The sequence below is a fragment of the Mesorhizobium sp. M1252 genome, from assembly GCF_040318265.1.
Lineage (GTDB): Bacteria > Pseudomonadota > Alphaproteobacteria > Rhizobiales > Rhizobiaceae > Mesorhizobium.
On the sequence record NZ_JAMYLX010000010.1, the window covers coordinates 52,662 to 69,307 of the forward strand.

Here is a 16,646-nt window from a genome sequence, read left to right on the forward strand (position 1 = left end):
AATTGTTTCGCTTTGCTTGCCGGATTGAACCGCATTAGAGCAATTGCCGTATTTGTCTCTTCACCGAATCGGACCTCTCCACCGGAAACGGCTTCCCCGAAAATGCACAGTCTCAAGCGGTTCATCCCCGCCTCGTTTGTCGTCCTATGGGCGACAGGTTTCATCGGCGCGCGCTACGCCATGCCCTGGGCGGAGCCCTTCACCTTTCTGGCAGCCCGCTTTGTCATCGCCGCCTTGCTGCTTGCCGGGCTGATGCTCGTGCTTGGCTCGAAGCGAGCCACAAGGGCAGAAGCGCTTCACGCCACGGTCGCCGGCATCCTCATGCATGGCATCTATCTCGGCGCCGTGTTCTGGGCGATCCACAGGGGCATGCCCGCCGGGCTTTCGGCGCTGATCGTCGGCCTGCAACCGCTGATCACCGCCGTGCTTGCCGGCCGGTTCCTCGGCGAGGACATCCTGCCGCGCCATTGGGCCGGCCTTGCCGTCGGCCTTGTGGGAGTGATCATCGTGCTGTGGCCGAAGCTCGGCGCTCTCGGCGGCGGCGTTACGCCCGAAACCCTGACGGCGTCGCTGGTCTCGGTGCTGGGCATGAGCGCCGGGACCATCTGGCAGAAGCGCTATGCCTCGGGTGGCGACCTGGTGGCGGCGACGATGTGGCAATATATCGGCGGCGGCTCGCTGATGATCCTGGCTTCGCTGGCCCTTGAGACCCACACGGTGATCATCAACGGCGAACTGATCTTCGCCATGGCCTGGCTGGTCCTGGTGCTGTCGATCGGCGCCATCTTCTTGCTGATGGTGATGATCCGCGACGGCGAGATGTCGAAGGTCGCGTCGCTGTTCTACCTGGTGCCGGCCGTCACCGCTGTCATCGCCTGGGCGCTGTTCGGCGAACGGCTCAGCCTCGTGCAGATCGTCGGCATGGCAATCGCGACGCTCGGCGTCGGGCTGGCCACGGCTCGGCCAGCCAAAACCTAGCTGCCGACACGCGCGCGCGCTTCGAGAAAGCGGCTGATCGCCGCATTGAGTTCGCCGCCGAGGATGAAGATCGCCGACAGCATATAGAGGAAAACGACGGCGATCATGATCGAGGCGAGGCCGGCATAGGTCGTCACATAGGACGAGAAATGGTCGAGGTAGGTCGCGAACATCGTCGAGCCGACAAGCCACGCAGCCAGAGTGAAGATGATGCCAGGCACCAGCGAGACAAAGCGGCGCTTGCCCGCCGGCAGCCAATAGTGGACGGCAAACAAGCCACCAATGATGACGGTTGAGGCGATGACGTAACGCCATAGCGTGATCGTGCCCGTATAGGGTTTGATCCACTCGAAATGAGCTTCCGCCAGCCGCGCCAGCAAGGGCGCAAAGACCAGGAGCACGCTGATCGCCAGGAAACCGGCCGTCGCGATCAGCACGAAGAAAATGCTCTGCACCCGGCGGTAGATGATGCCGCGCGTTTCGGCGACGCGGTAGGCGCGGTTGAGCGAGGTGCGCAGCGCCTCGATGCCGTTGGAGGCGAAATAGGCCGCCAGCAGCACGCCGTAGGTCAAAAGATCGGTGCGCCGCACGGTCAGCACGTTGAGCACTTCGCGCGCGATAGGCTTCGCGATCTGTTCGGGCCAGGTGTCGAAGACCAGGTGCACGGCAGTATCGGCGAACGCCTGCGCGCCGAGGAAGCTCGCCAGCGTGGTGGCGAAGATCAGGAACGGGAACAGCGCCATGAGCGAAGTGATCGCCAGATGGCTGGCCATGGCCCAGCCGTCATCGGTGTTGAAATGGCCAAGCGCGTCATAGAGCACGCGGCGCAGCACGACGATATTCCGCATCAAGAGCCGCGTTCCCTTCGATTGTCTCGACGCCGCGAATATGGGAAGGGATTGTGGCAAATGGCAACCCTTGCTCAAACCACGATGCCGCCTGCCAAAGAGTTGCGCACCATCATCGTCACCGGCGCCTCGTCCGGGATAGGCGCCCACTGCGCCCGTGCGCTGAAGGCGGATGGCTGGCGCGTGTTTGCAACGGCGCGCAAGCCGGATGACATAGCCGCACTTGAAGCCGACGGCATCGAGGCCTTTTATCTCGACTACCGTGAGCCGGATTCCATCGCAGCACTTGCGGCATCGGTGCTGGAGCGGACAGGCGGACGCCTCGACGCCCTGTTCAACAACGGCGCCCATGCACAGCCCGGCGCCGTGGAAGACCTGCCGGTTGCGGCATTGCGCGAGCAGTTCGAGGCCAATTTCTTCGGCTGGCACGACCTCACCCGACGCATCGTACCGGTAATGCGTCGCCAGGGACATGGCCGCCTCGTTCATTGTTCCTCGATCCTTGGGCTAGCGCCGGTGCCTTTTCGCGGCGCCTACTCAGCCTCCAAGCACGCGCTCGAAGGCCTGATGCTGTGCATGCAGCAGGAACTCAGGGGCAGCGGCATCCATGTCTCGCTGATCGAACCGGGGCCAGTGACCTCGAAAATCGCCAGCAACGGGCTGTTCTGGTTCCTGAAGAACATCGACCACAAGAATTCCGTCCACCACCTCGCCTATGCCTCGCAGCTGGCACGGCTTCGGGCCGGCGGCAGTTCATCGCGGCTGAAAAAGGGGCCGGAGGTGGTCTATGCGGCCTTGCGCCATGCACTTCTGTCGCGGCGCCCACGCCCGCACTATGTGGTAACAGTGCCGGCCAGGATCGGCGTGATGCTCAAGCGCATCCTGCCGGCATCGATGCTCTACCGCGTTCTGGCCAGACGCGCCTGACCGCAACAGAACTGGGAACAGATCATGGCAACCGTCATCAAAGTCCTCCTCGTCCTCGTCATGGTCGCCGTGGTGATCGTGCTTGTCCGCGGCCTCATCAACATGATGCGCGGCGGCTCCGGTGTGAGCTCGAACAAGCTGATGCAGGCACGCGTGCTGCTGCAGGCGCTGGCGTTGGCACTGATCCTGCTGGTGGTGTATTTCACCCGCAAGTGACGGCCGTTCGGGAGGCGACGTGGTCAAGCTCAACAAGATCTACACCCGCACGGGCGATGACGGCACCACTGGCCTCGGCACCGGTGAACGCAGGCTGAAATCCGACCTGCGCGTCGATGCCTACGGCACCGTCGATGAAGCCAATGCCTGCATCGGCATTGCCCGCCTGCACACAGCGGCAAGTTATCCCGCCATCGACGCCATGCTGTCCCGCATCCAGAACGATTTGTTCGACCTCGGCGCCGATCTCGCCGTGCCCGACGACGGCAAGCCGCTCGGCTACGAGCCGCTGCGCATCATCGCCTCGCAGACCGAGCGCGTCGAAAAGGATATCGACCTTCTCAACAAGGATCTGCAGCCGCTCAAATCCTTCGTGCTCAATGGCGGCACGCCGGCGGCGGCAGCACTTCATCTTGCCCGCACCGTGGCGCGACGGGCCGAGCGGATCATGGTGGCACTGGCGCAGGACCCGGCCGAACATGTCAATCGCGAGGGGCTGAAATACATAAACCGCGTCTCGGACTTTCTGTTCGTCGCCGCTCGTGCGGTCAATGACAACGGAAATGCCGACGTGTTATGGGTGCCCGGCAAGAACCGCTGAATTTTCGAAGGCGGGAAAGGGCTTGGGGCATGTTCATCCCGCTTTACGACTCCAACAGGTTGCGCCACATCCGGCTGCAATATGTGACGATCGCCCTGATCGCGGCCAACGTGTTGGTCTTTCTCATCACCACGATCGGCGGCGAAAATTTCAACAACGCCGCCGTGCTCGGCCTCGGCTTCATCCCTTCGGTTGTCCACGACACGGCAGAACTCTCGCCCCAATTCGTCGTCATTCCGGAGAGCCTGAGTTACCTCACCTATGCCTTCCTGCATGCCGATATCTTTCATCTCGGCGGCAACATGCTGTTCCTGTGGGTGTTCGGCGATAATGTCGAGGACGCACTCGGCCACATCCGCTACCTTATCTTCTACCTGCTTTGCGCCATCGCCGGCGCCTTCTTCCAAGGGCTCGTCGCCTGGAGTTCGGAGGTGCCGCTGATCGGCGCCTCCGGCGCCATTGCCGGCGTCGTCGCCGCCTATCTGGTCCTCTACCCCCGGGTGAAAGTGTGGGTGCTGGTCTTTGCCCGCATTCCGCTGCGTATCCCGGCCTTCATCCCGCTGATCCTGTGGATCGGCTTCCAGGTGGTGATGTTTGCCGCCGGCGGCGAAAACCAGATATCCTGGGCCTGCCATATTGGCGGCATCATTGCCGGTGGCGTGCTGGTGCTCATCATGCGCAGCCGCGGCGTGCCGCTGCTCGCCGGTGACGACGGCGAGCCGGAACCCGCCGATCAGCCAGCCGCTTCTACTGGGCCGGCGCCAGCCGGTCCCGCTCCCGTGCAACCTGAGACGCGTTGGGGCCGGGGTGGCGCTTCCGGTCACAAGTGAACCGATTTGGGTGGTTTGGCCGCTGCCGTGGCATATTGACGTGTTGCGTCGCCACAACTACGGAGAGCGCCACCGCTAGGCGGCAGAAGACCAGAATTCGTCCGGCCAGGATTCCGTTTGGCCGGAATTCAGTCAGGAATGTCGGCTTTCGACAACTCTGCGGAGGCGCACGCTGCTATAGCGCGCCCGGATATCTCAGGAGAGGTGACAGACAATGAAGATCCTTGTGCCCGTGAAGCGGGTTGTGGATGCGAACGTCAAGGTTCGCGTCAAGGCCGATGGTTCGGCGGTGGAACTCGCCAACGTCAAGATGGCGATGAACCCGTTCGACGAGATCGCGGTGGAAGAGGCGCTCCGGCTGAAGGAAGCCGGCAAGGCCGAAGAGATCATCGTCGTTTCGGTCGGCCCGCAGCAGGCGCAGGAAACGCTCCGCACCGCGCTCGCCATGGGCGCCGACCGCGCCATCCTGGTCAAGACCGACGAGCAGACCGAGCCGCTCGGCGTCGCCAAGGTGCTGAAGGGCGTCGTTGACGCCGAACAGCCCGGTCTCGTGATCCTCGGCAAGCAGGCGATCGATGATGACTCGAACCAGACCGGCCAGATGCTGGCCGCCCTGCTCGGCTGGGCACAGGGCACTTTCGCCTCCAAGGTCGTGATCGACGGCGACAAGGCCAAGGTGACGCGCGAAGTCGATGGCGGCCTGCAGACGGTGGAACTGAAGATGCCGGCGATCATCACCGCCGATCTTCGCCTCAACCAGCCGCGCTATGCCTCGCTGCCCAACATCATGAAGGCCAAGAAGAAGCCGCTCGACGAAAAGAGCCCGGCCGATTACGGCGCCGACGTCAAGCCGCGCCTGAAGGTGCTCAAGACCGAGGAGCCCAGCGGCCGCAAGGCGGGCGTGAAGGTCAAGAGCGTCGCCGAACTGGTCGACAAGCTCAAGAACGAAGCCGGCGTGCTCTGAGACTGGAAGGAACAGATAAAATGACCATTCTCCTCATCGCAGAACACGACAACGCCAGCCTTTCCGACCAGACCGCCAAGGCGCTCTCGGCGGCGCTGCAGATCGGTTCGGACGTGCATGTGCTGGTCGCCGGCAAAGGCGCCAAGGGCGCGGCCGACGCCGCTGCCAAGCTCGAGGGCGTGAGCAAGGTGCTGCTGGCCGAGGCCGACGAACTGGCCGAGCGCCTCGCCGAACCGACCGCGGCACTCGTTGTCTCGCTGGCCGGCGCCTACGACACCATAATCGCGCCGGCGACCTCGTCGGGCAAGAATGTCGCGCCGCGCGTCGCGGCCCTGCTCGATGTCGCGCAGGTCTCCGAGATCATCGAAGTGGTATCACCAGACACGTTCAAGCGGCCGATCTATGCCGGCAATGCGATCCAGACGGTGCAGTCTACCGAGGCCAAGAAGGTCATCACTGTGCGCACCGCCTCCTTCCAGGCTGCCCCCGAGGGCGGCTCGGCAGCTGTCGAGACGGTGAAGGCCGCGGCCAATCCCGGCCTCTCCACCTTCGTCGAGAACAAACTCTCGGAAACCGACCGTCCGGAGCTGACCTCGGCCAAGATCATCATTTCGGGCGGCCGCGCGCTCGGCTCCTCGGAAAAGTTCCAGGAAGTCATCCTGCCGGTCGCCGACAAGCTCGGTGCAGCCGTCGGCGCCTCGCGCGCTGCCGTCGACGCCGGCTACGCCCCGAATGACTGGCAGGTCGGCCAGACCGGCAAGGTCGTGGCGCCGGACCTCTATATTGCCGTCGGCATTTCCGGCGCCATCCAGCACCTTGCCGGCATGAAGGATTCGAAGGTCATCGTCGCCATCAACAAGGACGAAGAGGCGCCGATCTTCCAGGTTGCCGATTACGGCCTGGTCGGCGACCTGTTCGTCATCCTGCCGGAACTGCAAAAGGCGCTTTGACGCTCTCTGCTAAAGCGTATTAAATTGTGAAAGGGTGGGGTAGACGAAGCTGCCCCACCCTTTTAGTTTGCACTGCACAAAAAGCAGGCCGCAAAGGCCTTTTCGACGGGATCGCTGCAAATGGCCAAGATCGAGACGATCGGCATCATCGGCGCCGGCCAGATGGGCGGCGGCATCGCGCATGTATCAGCACTTTCGGGTTTCAAGGTGCTGATCTACGACGTCTCGCCCGACCGTATCGAGAAGGGCATTGCCACGGTCAGCGGCAACATGGCCCGTCAGGTCGGCTCCGGCAAGCTTGAGGAAAAGCTGCGTAACGAAGCGATGGCGCGCATTTCCGCAGCCCCCACCATGGCTGATCTCGCCGGTGCCGATCTGGTTATCGAGGCGGCGACCGAGGACGAGACGGTCAAGCGCAAGATTTACGCGCAGCTCTGTCCCCAGCTCAACCCGGAAGCCATTCTGGCGACCAACACCTCGTCGATTTCGATCACCCGGCTTGCCGCGCAGACCGACCGTCCCGAGCGTTTCATCGGCATACATTTCATGAACCCCGTGCCGCTGATGAAGCTGGTCGAACTGGTGCGCGGCATCGCTACCGAGGATCAGACCTTCGAGGCGGCCAAGGCCTATGTGAAACAGCTCGACAAGACGATCACCGTCTCTGAAGATTTTCCGGCCTTTATCGTCAACCGCATTCTGTTGCCGATGATCAACGAGGCGATCTACACGCTCTATGAGGGGGTAGGCTCGGTCGATGCCATCGACACCGCCATGCGGCTCGGCGCCAACCATCCGATGGGACCGCTGCAGCTCGCCGATTTCATCGGCCTCGACACCTGCCTCTCGATCATGCAGGTGCTGCATGACGGCCTGTCGGATTCGAAATATCGCCCCTGCCCGCTGCTGGTGAAATATGTCGAGGCCGGCTGGCTCGGCCGCAAGACCGGGCGCGGCTTCTACGATTATCGCGGCGAGCAACCGGTTCCGACGCGCTAACCACCAGAACGAAAGTTCCGTGCTCCCTCAGGACGCCGCTGCAAGCGGCGGCTCTGCTTGGCCGCTTGATCCGGTATCGTCAGGCGCCACGGAAACACAGCCGCGGCCGGCGGCCTTGGCCGCATAGCAGGCAGCATCGGCCCGGGCGATGATCTCGTCGACTTCACCGCTGTTGCTGTGGATCGGCGCAAGCCCGATGCTGGCGTCTATCGCATGCGGCCGGCCGTCCCAGGTGAACTGCAGGGCGCGGATCGCTTCAATGATCGAGCGCGCGGCAATCCTGGCGCCGGCGCTCGAGCCGGCTTTCAGGACGACCGCGAATTCGTCGCCGCCGAGGCGGGCCACGATATCCTCCGGCCCAAGCGCACCGCGAATGGCCTCGGCAACCCGCTTCAGCAAGGCGTCGCCGGCGGCGTGGCCGCCAGTGTCGTTGACCAGCTTGAAATGATCGAGATCGATGAACATGAAATGATGCTCGCCCGCCGGCCTGGCCGTGCCGGCCTTGCGGCTCCGGTCGACCAGTTCCTCCATGGTGCGGATAAAGCTCGAACGGTTGGCAAGGCCGGTCAGCGCATCATGCGCGGCGGCATAGGCGAGTTGGCGCTGCAAGGCGCGCGCATCTGTGAAGTCCTGGAAGACGATGACCAGGCCGCAGAACTCCTGGCGGTCGTTCATGATCGGCGACACCACCTGGCGGATGCTGCAGCGCGTGTCGTCGCGACGGATGAGGACGGCGCGACTGTTCTGGTCGGCAGGGCTGGCGCTGCCGAGCGCCGGCCGCGTCATGCCGATCCTTTGCCCGGTTTCTTCGTCCACCGCCCAGTAGACATGGCCAAGCGTCTTGCCGAGCGCCTCTGCGCCAACAACGCCGGTGAGCTTTTCGGCGACAGGGTTCATGAAGGTGATGCGGTTTGCGGCATCGGTGCAGATGACGGCGTCGCCGATCGACTGCAGCGTCACCCTCAGCCGCTCCTTCTCGTCGGCCAGCATTGCCGCCGATACGATGAGGCTTTCCTCGGTTTGCTTGCGCTGGGTGATGTCGGTCAGGCTGCCGATGGCCCTGACCAACCTTCCGTCCTTGTCGCGTTCGAGCGTCTTGCCGCGATCAAGGATCCAGACCCAGTGGCCATCCTTGTGGCGCATCCGGAACTCGGCTTCGAAGAACGGTGTCCTGCCCTCCAGATGGGCACGATCGGCTTCGGCCACGTTTTCGCGATCGTCGGGGTGGATCATCGCCAGCCAGCGGTCGGGGTCGCCGTCCAGCTCGCCATCGGCATAGCCCAGCATCTTCACCCAGGTGGCGGAGTAGGTGGTGCCACCCTTGCGCATGTCGAGGTCCCAGACGCCTTGTCCGGCGCTGGCCAGGGCAAAATTCCAGCGCGTTTCGGCCTCGGCTATGCGCGCCTCGGATTGCTTGCGCGCATCGATATCCTCGATCTGCGAGACCAGGTAGAGCGGGCTGCCGCTCTTCTCGTCGCGAATGACGGAACCGGCAAGATGGGCCCATACCGGCGTGCCGTCCTTCCTGAGGTAGCGCTTTTCGAAGTGGAAGGCGTTGACGGTGCCCGCTCGCATGCCGTCCATCGTCTCACGGCCGATCTGCACATCGTCGGGATGGGTGATCTGAAAGAAGGTCAGCGCCTCGATCTCCTGCTTGCTGTAGCCGAGCATGGCGGCGAAGGCCGGGTTGGTTTCGTGGATGCGGCCGTCGAGGCCGACAATGGCGATGCCGATCGCCGAATCCTCCATGGCGCGGCGGAAACGCTGCTCGCTTTCGGCGATCTGCCGACGATCGTCCAGTATCCGGTAAATGAACAGGGCGGCGAGAATCAGCGCCACGGCGGCGACCGGCACCGATATCTGCAGGCATAGCTTCAGCACTTCGGCGCTGACATCGAGCCGCGACAGCAGGAGCGCGACCACGGCAGCGCAAAGCCCTCCGGCCGCAAGCACCAAAGCCACGTGACTGTCAGCCCGCAGGCTTTTTCGCTCTCGCCGCATCACTGTGCATGCCACCCCATGCGCAACACATTTCTGCAAAAAACACTGGATGATCGATTTTAAGGAAAGGTTGCGCCGGAGCCACCGGCAACACGGTGAACCCGCAAACAATTGCCGGCATGATTAAGGATCGGTGATTATTGGGCGATCTTGAACGGCCCGGTCACCAGCGCACGAAGAACCGTCCCCCGAGCGCGCCCAGACCGGCGAGGACGGCGATGGCGAGCGTGTACCAGGTGGCGACGAAAAGCGGCGAATCGTCGAAGCAGTGCGCGGCGTAGAAGGTCGCCGCCAGGCCGCCGGCGAGCAGTCCCGCGACCGCCCCGGCCAACACCGGCCGCGTCGGCGCGCCATAGCGCAGCATCCACAGGAAGACGGCAAGCGGGCCGATGCCGATCAGCGGGATGAAACCCATGCAGATCATCATGTTGGAGCCGACCATGCGCGTGCTCCACATCGGCTCCGGCACCATGAACAGTTCGAGAGCCACCGCCACGGCCACCAGCAGCGGCGCCGCCAGTATCCAGGCCGCAGCTCTCGCCGTCGAAGCGCCCGGCGTCGACAACGCCCGGACCAGGCCAAAGGCGGTGACGGCGAGCACGATGGTGAACACGAACTTCGCCAGGAACCGCATCGTGTGCATGGCGGTCATGATGTCGGGACGCGGGCCGATGGTGAGAAAGAAGACCAGAGCCGCGATCACCGCCGCGGCTGCCGCCGCCATCAACCAGGCCGAGCGCAGCGGCATCGCCTTGCTGCTTGTGTCGGCGTCGAGTGCCTTGATGAGATCCTCCGTCCTCATGTCACTGCCGCCCGAAGCGCCCCTGCCCAAATCGCTTGGCGATCGCGGCAAGCCCGCGATGCAGCGACACCCGCACCGCCGTCTCGCTGACGCCGAGCCTGGCCGCCGTCTCGCCGATGGAGCGGCCGTCGACCGAGATCGAAGAAACGACGGAACGCTGCGCAGCCGGCAGTCCGTCCAGCGCCCGGTTGATGTCGCGTTCGCTGACGGTCTCGGTTTCCGGCTCGGCAAAGGTCTCGGCGATCTCGTCGATCTCGATTTCGATGCGCCGTCCGCGCCGCCGGAAAGCATCGATCAGCTTGAAGCGGGCTATCGCATAGATCCATGGCAACACCGGCGCGTCCTGGCGCCAGGTATGCCGTTTCACATGAATGGCCAGCAAGGTTTCCTGCACGACATCCTCGGGATCGACCCCGCCCTGTACGATCTTGCGCCTCGCAAAGCCGCGAACCAGCGCGGCGATCCGGTGCAAAAAGTCGGCGTAGGCCCTTTCATCTCCCGCGATCGCGGCCCGCATCAGCCGGGAAAGCTCGGCCTCATCCTTGCCGCTCACAAGAGTTCACTCCCCGATCTTCGCGCCTCGGCACCGATTTGTTACGTGTCCGGCGAAATGATGTCCAAGCCAAAGTGCCGCAAAATCACGAAAGTTTGCGGGAGCGGCGACCGATTGAAGCAGCCGAGCAATGTTGACTACTGCTGTCAGGTATCGATAGGTGCAGCCTGCGAAACCAGAACCACCGAGATTGAGGATGACGCCATGAGATACACGCTCTCCACCCTAGCGGGGGCCACAGCGCTGGCCGTGAGCATGATCGCCGGGCCGGCGATGGCCGCGGATGCCGGCATCATCGTCTACAACGCCCAGCATGAGAGCCTGGCCAAGGAATGGGTCGAAGGTTTCACCAAGGAAACCGGCATCAAGGTCACGCTGCGCAATGGCGGCGACAGCGATTTCTCCAACCAGATCGTCGCCGAGGGCGCTTCTTCGCCGGCCGACGTGTTCCTGACCGAGAACTCGCCGGCCATGACTCTGGTCGAAGCGGCGGGCCTTTTCGCGCCGGTCGACGCCGACACGCTGGCGCAAGTCCCGGCCGAATTCCAGCCGAGCAGCGGCAAATGGGTGGGTGTCGCGGCGCGCAGCACCGTCTTTGCCTACAACAAGACCAAGCTCACGGCCGAAAAGCTGCCCAAATCGATGCTCGATCTCGCCGATCCCGCCTGGAAAGGCCGCTGGGCAGCCTCGCCTTCCGGCGCCGATTTTCAGGCCATCGTCAGCGCGCTGCTCGAGCTCAAGGGCGAAGCCGCAACCGCCGACTGGCTGAAGGCCATGAAGGAGAATTTCACCGCCTACAAGGGCAACGGCACGGTGATGAAGGCGGTCAATGCCGGCGAGATCGAAGGCGGAATCATCTACCACTATTACTATTTCGGCGATCAGGCAAAGACCGGCGAAAACAGCAAGAACGTCGAACTGCATTATTTCAAGAACCAGGATCCCGGCGCTTTCGTCTCGATCTCCGGCGGCGGCGTGCTCGCCTCGAGCAAACACCCGAAGGAAGCCCAGGCGTTCCTCAAATGGGTGACCGGGAAAGGCGGCCAGGACGTGCTGAAGACCGGCACGTCCTTCGAATACGCTATCGGCAAGGACGCGCAGTCCAATCCCAAGCTGGTGCCGCTGGCCGACCTGCAGGCGCCGAAGGTCGATCCGGCGACACTGAACTCCAAAAAGGTGACGGACCTGATGACGGCAGCCGGCTTGCTTTAGGCTGGGTTCGTCCTAAAAGGGCAACGATTGCGCTCCTGCCGGACTTTCCGCAGGAGCGCTCTGTTTTCGAGATGGCATTGTCCATGACGACACATTGCGTTTCCGGCCGCGCCTGCGGCGCCCCCGCCCCGGCGGCAGTGGCGCGGTCGAGCTGATGCAAACTGCGGTCGATCTCGCACGTTCAGGCCAGACAGTCGGGCGGTCCCGCCGGAAGCCCATGTCCTGGATCGCGCTTGCCGCCATAATTGTCTCGCTGCTGTCGCTGCTGCCGCTGGCGTTCATCATCTGGATCGGTGTGCAGATCGGCTGGGACACTGCTTCGGCCCTGGTCTTCCGGCCGCGCGTCGGCGAACTTCTGGTCAACACCGTGCTTCTGGTGGCGCTCACCGTGCCGATCGCCACCGTGCTGTCGGTGACGCTGGCATGGCTGACCGAGCGCAGCGACCTGCCCGGCGCCCGCCTGTGGGCCTGGCTGTCGGTGGCGCCGCTCGCCATCCCCGCCTTCGTGCACTCTTATGCCTGGATCACCATGGTGCCGACCTTGCACGGCCTGTGGGCCGGCGTGCTGGTCTCGGTTCTCGCCTATTTCCCGTTCCTCTATCTGCCGCTGGCGGCGGCTCTGCGCCGGCTCGATCCTGCTTTGGAGGACGCAGCCGCAGCACTCGGCCTTGGACCATGGCGGGTGTTTTGGCGTGTCGTGCTGCCGCAGCTGAGACTGGCCATTTGCGGCGGCGCGCTGCTGGTCGGCCTGCATCTGCTGGCCGAATACGGCCTCTACGTCTTCATCCGCTTCGACACTTTCACCACGGCGATCGTCGACCAGTTCCAGTCGACCTTCAACGGTCCCGCCGCCAACATGCTGGCCGGCGTCCTGGTGACTTGCTGCTTCGTGCTGCTCGCGCTGGAGGTGCTGGTGCGCGGCGAGGAACGCTATGCCCGCGTAGGCTCGGGTGCCGCGCGCCGCCAGCAGCGCACCAGGCTCGGTCGCGCCACCCTGCCCTGCCTGGCTCTGCCTGCCATCGCCACGCTTCTCGCCATCGGCGTGCCCTTCGTCACCATCGGCCGCTGGCTGGTCGCCGGCGGCGCCGATGTCTGGCGTTTGGACGAGATCGGCCTGGCGCTTGGCCAGACGCTGTTCCTGGCGCTGGCCGGCGCCTTGCTTGCGACCATCGCCGCCATGCCGATGGCCTGGATCTCGATCCGCGCGCCGGGACCGCTGCAGCGGCTGCTCGAAGGCTGCAACTACATTGTCGGTTCGCTGCCCGGCGTGGTCATCGCGCTGGCCTTGGTCACCATTACCGTGCGCATCGCCATGCCGCTCTACCAGACGCTGTTCACAATCCTGGTCGCCTATGCCCTGATGTTCCTGCCGCGCGCCTTGATCAGCCTCAGAGCCTCGATCGCACAGGCGCCGGTCGAGCTCGAACGCGCCGCCGCCAGCCTTGGCCGGCCGCCGCTGAAGGCGCTTTGGTCGACAACGATTCGCCTGTCGGCGCCGGGGGCTGCGGCCGGCATGGCGCTGGTCGCGCTCGGCATCATGAACGAGCTGACCGCCACCCAGATGCTGGCGCCCAACGGCACGCGCACGCTGGCCATGGCGTTCTGGTCCTATAGCGGCGAGATCGACTATGCCTCCGCCGCCCCTTACGCCTTCATCATGGTGGCGATGTCGCTGCCGCTGACCTGGCTGCTCTATGTCCAGTCGAAACGGATGGCCGGGCGATGAGCTTTCTCGAAATCAATGGCCTCACCAAGCACTACGGCCCGGTCGCAGCCCTTGCCGGCATCGAGCTCAGCGCCGCAAGCGGCAGTCGCACCGCGATCGTCGGCCCGTCCGGCTGCGGCAAGACGACGTTGCTGCGGCTGATCGCCGGCTTCGAGGCGCCCGACCAGGGCCGCGTCGTGCTCGACGGCGAGGTGCTGGCCAATGGCGGCCATGCGGTGCCGGCGCACCGCCGCGGCATCGGCCTGGTGGCGCAGGACGGCGCCCTGTTCCCGCATCTCAGCATCGGCGACAATATCGGCTTTGGCATGGCCCGCGGCGAGGACCAGCGCGCCGAGCGCATCGCCGAGCTCGCCTATACCGTCGGGCTGGACAAGGCGATCCTCAAGCGCCGCCCGCACCAGCTCTCCGGCGGCCAGCAGCAGCGCGTGGCGCTGGCCCGCGCCATGGCGATGAAGCCCAGGCTGATGCTTCTCGACGAACCGTTCTCGGCGCTCGACACCGGTCTGCGCGCCTCGATGCGCAAGGCGGTCGCCGAACTACTCGAAGCCGCCGGCATCACCACCATCCTGGTCACCCACGACCAGGCCGAGGCGCTGTCCTTCGCCAGCCAGGTGGCGGTCATGCGCGACGGAAAGTTCTCTCAGATCGGCACACCGCGAGAACTCTATCTGCAGCCGAAAGACCGCATGGTTGCCGAGTTTCTTGGCGACGCCATCATCTTGCCGGCAAAGATTTCAGGCGGCTTCGCCACCTCCTCGCTTGGTCGCATAGCCGTCGACTCGAAGGAACGGCGCGACATCGCCCGCATCATGCTGCGACCGGAGCAGGTGCAGGTGAAGCGCACGTCGCGCGAAGGCATGTCGGGTCCTGCGGGCACGATATTCGCCGAGGTGACGGACTCGGAATTCGCAGGCTCGATGTGCACCATTGCCGTGCGGCTGTTGAACAACCCCGATCCGCCGGACGCCGCGGCGATCGGCAGCACACCGCTGACCTTACGCAAGCCGGGAATCGACGCACCTGCCGTCGGCGAGATCGTGCGTCTGACAGTTTCCGGCAAGGCGCATGTCTTCGCCTGAACTGCCGATGCGTCGGATTGGCGCGAGCGGCTGCGTCAATCGACTCGTTTCCCAGCATTGTCGAACCAATGCAGCTTCTCGGCCCTGGCCACGACGCGCAGTTGATCGCCGGGTTTGGCCGTGGCGCGGCCGGCCACACGCACGACGATGCGGTTGCCGCCGGCGGCACAGTGAAGAAAGCTTTCGGCTCCCACAGGTTCGACCGCCTCGACCGCCGCAGGCAGAATAAGCGCGCCGGATGATGCCTCGGCACTGAAGGTGACGTCGGCATCCTCAGGGCGGAAGCCAAGCGTGGCGGCGTTCGTAGGCGCGAAGTCAACCGTCTTGCCGTCGGTCAGCGCCGGACCAGCCGGTCCTTGCGAAAGAGGCAGAAGGTTCATTGGCGGCGCTCCGATGAAGGAGGCGACGAAGGTCGATGCCGGCTTCTCGTAGATGTCGAGCGGCGCGCCCGTCTGCTCGACCAACCCGCCATTCATGACGACGAGAATATCGGCCAGCGTCATCGCCTCAAGCTGGTCGTGGGTGACGTAGACCGAGGTGACACCGAGCGAGCGCTGCAAATTCTTGATTTCGACCCGCATCTGGCCGCGCAGTTTGGCGTCGAGGTTGGAAAGCGGTTCGTCGAACAGGAAGACTTTTGGATTGCGCACGATTGCGCGACCCATGGCCACGCGCTGGCGCTGGCCGCCGGAAAGCTCGCGCGGGCGCCGGTCGAGCAGCGCCGTGAGCTCCAGCACCTTGGCGGTCGAGCGAACCCTGCTGTCGATCTCGTCCTTGGGAGTACCCCGGTTGCGCAACCCGTAGGCCATGTTTTCGTAGACCTTCATATGTGGATAGAGCGCATAGTTCTGGAACACCATGGCGATGTCGCGCTCGGTCGGACCGATCGTGTTAACGATCTTGCCGTCGATGGCGACGGTGCCGGAAGAAATGGTCTCAAGCCCGGCGATCATCCGCAGCAGCGTGGACTTGCCGCAGCCGGACGGCCCAACCAGCACGCAAAGCTCCTTGTCGGGAATGGCGATGGAGACACCCCTCACCGCCTCGACGCCGCTGGGATAGACCTTCTTCACATCCTTCAGATCGACGGTCGCCATCGGCTTCTCACTTTTCGGAATCGACAAGTCCGCGCACGAACCAGCGTTGCATCAGCACCACGATCAGGATCGGCGGCAGTATGGCCAGCATCGCGGTGACCATGACCAGATGCCATTGGGTATCGGCATCGGCGAAGGAAACCATCTTTCTAAGTGCGATGACGATGGTGTTCATGTCGTTGCTGTTGGTGACGAGCAGCGGCCACAGGTACTGCGTCCAGCCATAGATGAAGAGGATGACGAACAGTGCTGCGATGTTGGTGCGCGACAGCGGCAGCAGGATGTCGAAAAAGAAGCGCCATGGTCCGGCGCCGTCGACACGCGCCGCTTCCACCAACTCACCTGGAATGGTCATGAAGAACTGGCGAAACAGAAGCGTGGCGGTGGCCGAGGCGATCAGCGGGACGATCAGGCCGGCATAGGTGTCGATCATGCCGAGATCGACCATCACCTTGTAGGTCGGCAGGATGCGCACCTCGACGGGAAGCATCAGCGTGATGAAGATCAGCCAGAAGAAGACCATCCGAAGCGGAAAACGGAAGAACACGATCGCATAGGCCGAAAGGATCGAGATGAAAATCTTCCCCACCGCGATGCCGAGCGCCATGATCGTGGTGTTGAGCAGCAATCGGCCGACACTGACGCCGCCGATGCGGCCGACACCGCCAAACAGCGCCTCGCTGTAATTGTTCCAGACCTGGTCGCCGGGCAAAAGAGGCAATGGCGGCTTGAGGATGGTCTGCAGCGTCTGCGTGGAGGCAACGAAGGTGTAGTAGATCGGGAAAGCGACGATCAGGATGCCCAGGATGAGCACGGCGTGGGCGATGAGGGCGCGAAGCGGGGACTGACCAATCATCGCTCGC

At 63.9% G+C, this 16,646-nt stretch carries 17 protein-coding genes; 11 read left to right on the top strand and 6 right to left on the bottom strand.

Annotated features, from left to right (window positions below; all coding sequences use genetic code 11):
- Positions 1-102: 102 nt before the first annotated feature.
- Positions 103-978, top strand: a complete 876-nt coding sequence (locus NKH22_RS20405) for a DMT family transporter (protein WP_031202754.1) — start codon at positions 103-105, stop codon at positions 976-978.
- On the opposite strand, the gene NKH22_RS20410 is transcribed toward NKH22_RS20405, so the two are convergent.
- The gene (locus NKH22_RS20410) at positions 975-1,826 is read right to left on the bottom strand and encodes a YihY/virulence factor BrkB family protein (protein WP_023671675.1); all 852 of its coding nucleotides are present in this window, start codon (positions 1,824-1,826) and stop codon (positions 975-977) included. The two genes, NKH22_RS20405 and NKH22_RS20410, sit on opposite strands and share 4 nt — an antisense overlap.
- Before the next feature lie 60 nt (positions 1,827-1,886).
- On the opposite strand from NKH22_RS20410, the gene NKH22_RS20415 reads away from it, so the two are divergent.
- From NKH22_RS20415 to NKH22_RS20445, 7 genes are all read left to right on the top strand, one after another.
- Positions 1,887-2,753 carry an SDR family oxidoreductase gene (locus NKH22_RS20415; protein ID WP_084026156.1) on the top strand — a complete coding sequence of 289 codons (867 nt, stop codon included), beginning with the start codon at positions 1,887-1,889 and terminating at the stop codon, positions 2,751-2,753.
- 24 nt (positions 2,754-2,777) lie between these two features.
- Positions 2,778-2,969, top strand: coding sequence for a twin transmembrane helix small protein (locus NKH22_RS20420; protein ID WP_023671673.1), 192 nt, complete (start codon positions 2,778-2,780; stop codon positions 2,967-2,969).
- A gap of 19 nt (positions 2,970-2,988) precedes the next feature.
- Positions 2,989-3,570 carry a cob(I)yrinic acid a,c-diamide adenosyltransferase gene (locus NKH22_RS20425; protein ID WP_027050720.1) on the top strand — a complete coding sequence of 194 codons (582 nt, stop codon included), beginning with the start codon at positions 2,989-2,991 and terminating at the stop codon, positions 3,568-3,570.
- 29 nt (positions 3,571-3,599) lie between these two features.
- Positions 3,600-4,400 carry a rhomboid family intramembrane serine protease gene (locus NKH22_RS20430; RefSeq protein WP_352887854.1) on the top strand — a complete coding sequence of 267 codons (801 nt, stop codon included), beginning with the start codon at positions 3,600-3,602 and terminating at the stop codon, positions 4,398-4,400.
- A gap of 214 nt (positions 4,401-4,614) precedes the next feature.
- Complete coding sequence (locus NKH22_RS20435) at positions 4,615-5,364, top strand: electron transfer flavoprotein subunit beta/FixA family protein (RefSeq protein ID WP_023686691.1); 750 nt, start codon at positions 4,615-4,617, stop codon at positions 5,362-5,364.
- Positions 5,365-5,384: 20 nt separating this feature from the next.
- Complete coding sequence (locus NKH22_RS20440; RefSeq protein WP_352910755.1) at positions 5,385-6,314, top strand: electron transfer flavoprotein subunit alpha/FixB family protein; 930 nt, start codon at positions 5,385-5,387, stop codon at positions 6,312-6,314.
- Positions 6,315-6,434: 120 nt separating this feature from the next.
- Positions 6,435-7,313 carry a 3-hydroxybutyryl-CoA dehydrogenase gene (locus tag NKH22_RS20445; protein ID WP_352910757.1) on the top strand — a complete coding sequence of 293 codons (879 nt, stop codon included), beginning with the start codon at positions 6,435-6,437 and terminating at the stop codon, positions 7,311-7,313.
- 27 nt (positions 7,314-7,340) lie between these two features.
- Here NKH22_RS20445 and NKH22_RS20450 read toward each other — a convergent pair whose 3' ends face one another.
- The 3 genes from NKH22_RS20450 to NKH22_RS20460 form a co-directional block, all read right to left on the bottom strand.
- Positions 7,341-9,275: a PAS domain S-box protein gene (locus NKH22_RS20450; protein ID WP_352910760.1), complete on the bottom strand. Its 1,935-nt coding sequence runs from the start codon at positions 9,273-9,275 to the stop codon at positions 7,341-7,343.
- 202 nt (positions 9,276-9,477) lie between these two features.
- Positions 9,478-10,116 carry an NrsF family protein gene (locus NKH22_RS20455; RefSeq protein WP_023824691.1) on the bottom strand — a complete coding sequence of 213 codons (639 nt, stop codon included), beginning with the start codon at positions 10,114-10,116 and terminating at the stop codon, positions 9,478-9,480.
- Position 10,117: 1 nt separating this feature from the next.
- Positions 10,118-10,669, bottom strand: a complete 552-nt coding sequence (locus NKH22_RS20460) for a sigma-70 family RNA polymerase sigma factor (protein WP_023671665.1) — start codon at positions 10,667-10,669, stop codon at positions 10,118-10,120.
- Positions 10,670-10,873: 204 nt separating this feature from the next.
- Here NKH22_RS20460 and NKH22_RS20465 point away from each other — a divergent pair, with 204 nt between their 5' ends.
- From NKH22_RS20465 to NKH22_RS20475, 3 genes are all read left to right on the top strand, one after another.
- Complete coding sequence (locus tag NKH22_RS20465; RefSeq protein ID WP_023698702.1) at positions 10,874-11,881, top strand: iron ABC transporter substrate-binding protein; 1,008 nt, start codon at positions 10,874-10,876, stop codon at positions 11,879-11,881.
- A 154-nt stretch (positions 11,882-12,035) separates the two neighbouring features.
- Positions 12,036-13,607: an ABC transporter permease gene (locus NKH22_RS20470; RefSeq protein ID WP_023737454.1), complete on the top strand. Its 1,572-nt coding sequence runs from the start codon at positions 12,036-12,038 to the stop codon at positions 13,605-13,607.
- A complete protein-coding gene (locus tag NKH22_RS20475; protein WP_352910763.1) occupies positions 13,604-14,686 on the top strand; it encodes an ABC transporter ATP-binding protein in 1,083 nt (360 codons plus the stop codon). Before NKH22_RS20470 ends, NKH22_RS20475 begins: the two co-directional genes overlap by 4 nt.
- Positions 14,687-14,721: 35 nt before the next feature.
- On the opposite strand, the gene NKH22_RS20480 is transcribed toward NKH22_RS20475, so the two are convergent.
- Together NKH22_RS20480 and ugpE are read right to left on the bottom strand one after the other, a co-directional pair.
- The gene (locus NKH22_RS20480; RefSeq protein WP_352910764.1) at positions 14,722-15,783 is read right to left on the bottom strand and encodes a sn-glycerol-3-phosphate import ATP-binding protein UgpC; all 1,062 of its coding nucleotides are present in this window, start codon (positions 15,781-15,783) and stop codon (positions 14,722-14,724) included.
- Between the two features lie 7 nt (positions 15,784-15,790).
- A complete protein-coding gene (ugpE, locus tag NKH22_RS20485) occupies positions 15,791-16,639 on the bottom strand; it encodes a sn-glycerol-3-phosphate ABC transporter permease UgpE (protein ID WP_352806930.1) in 849 nt (282 codons plus the stop codon).
- Positions 16,640-16,646: the final 7 nt, after the last annotated feature.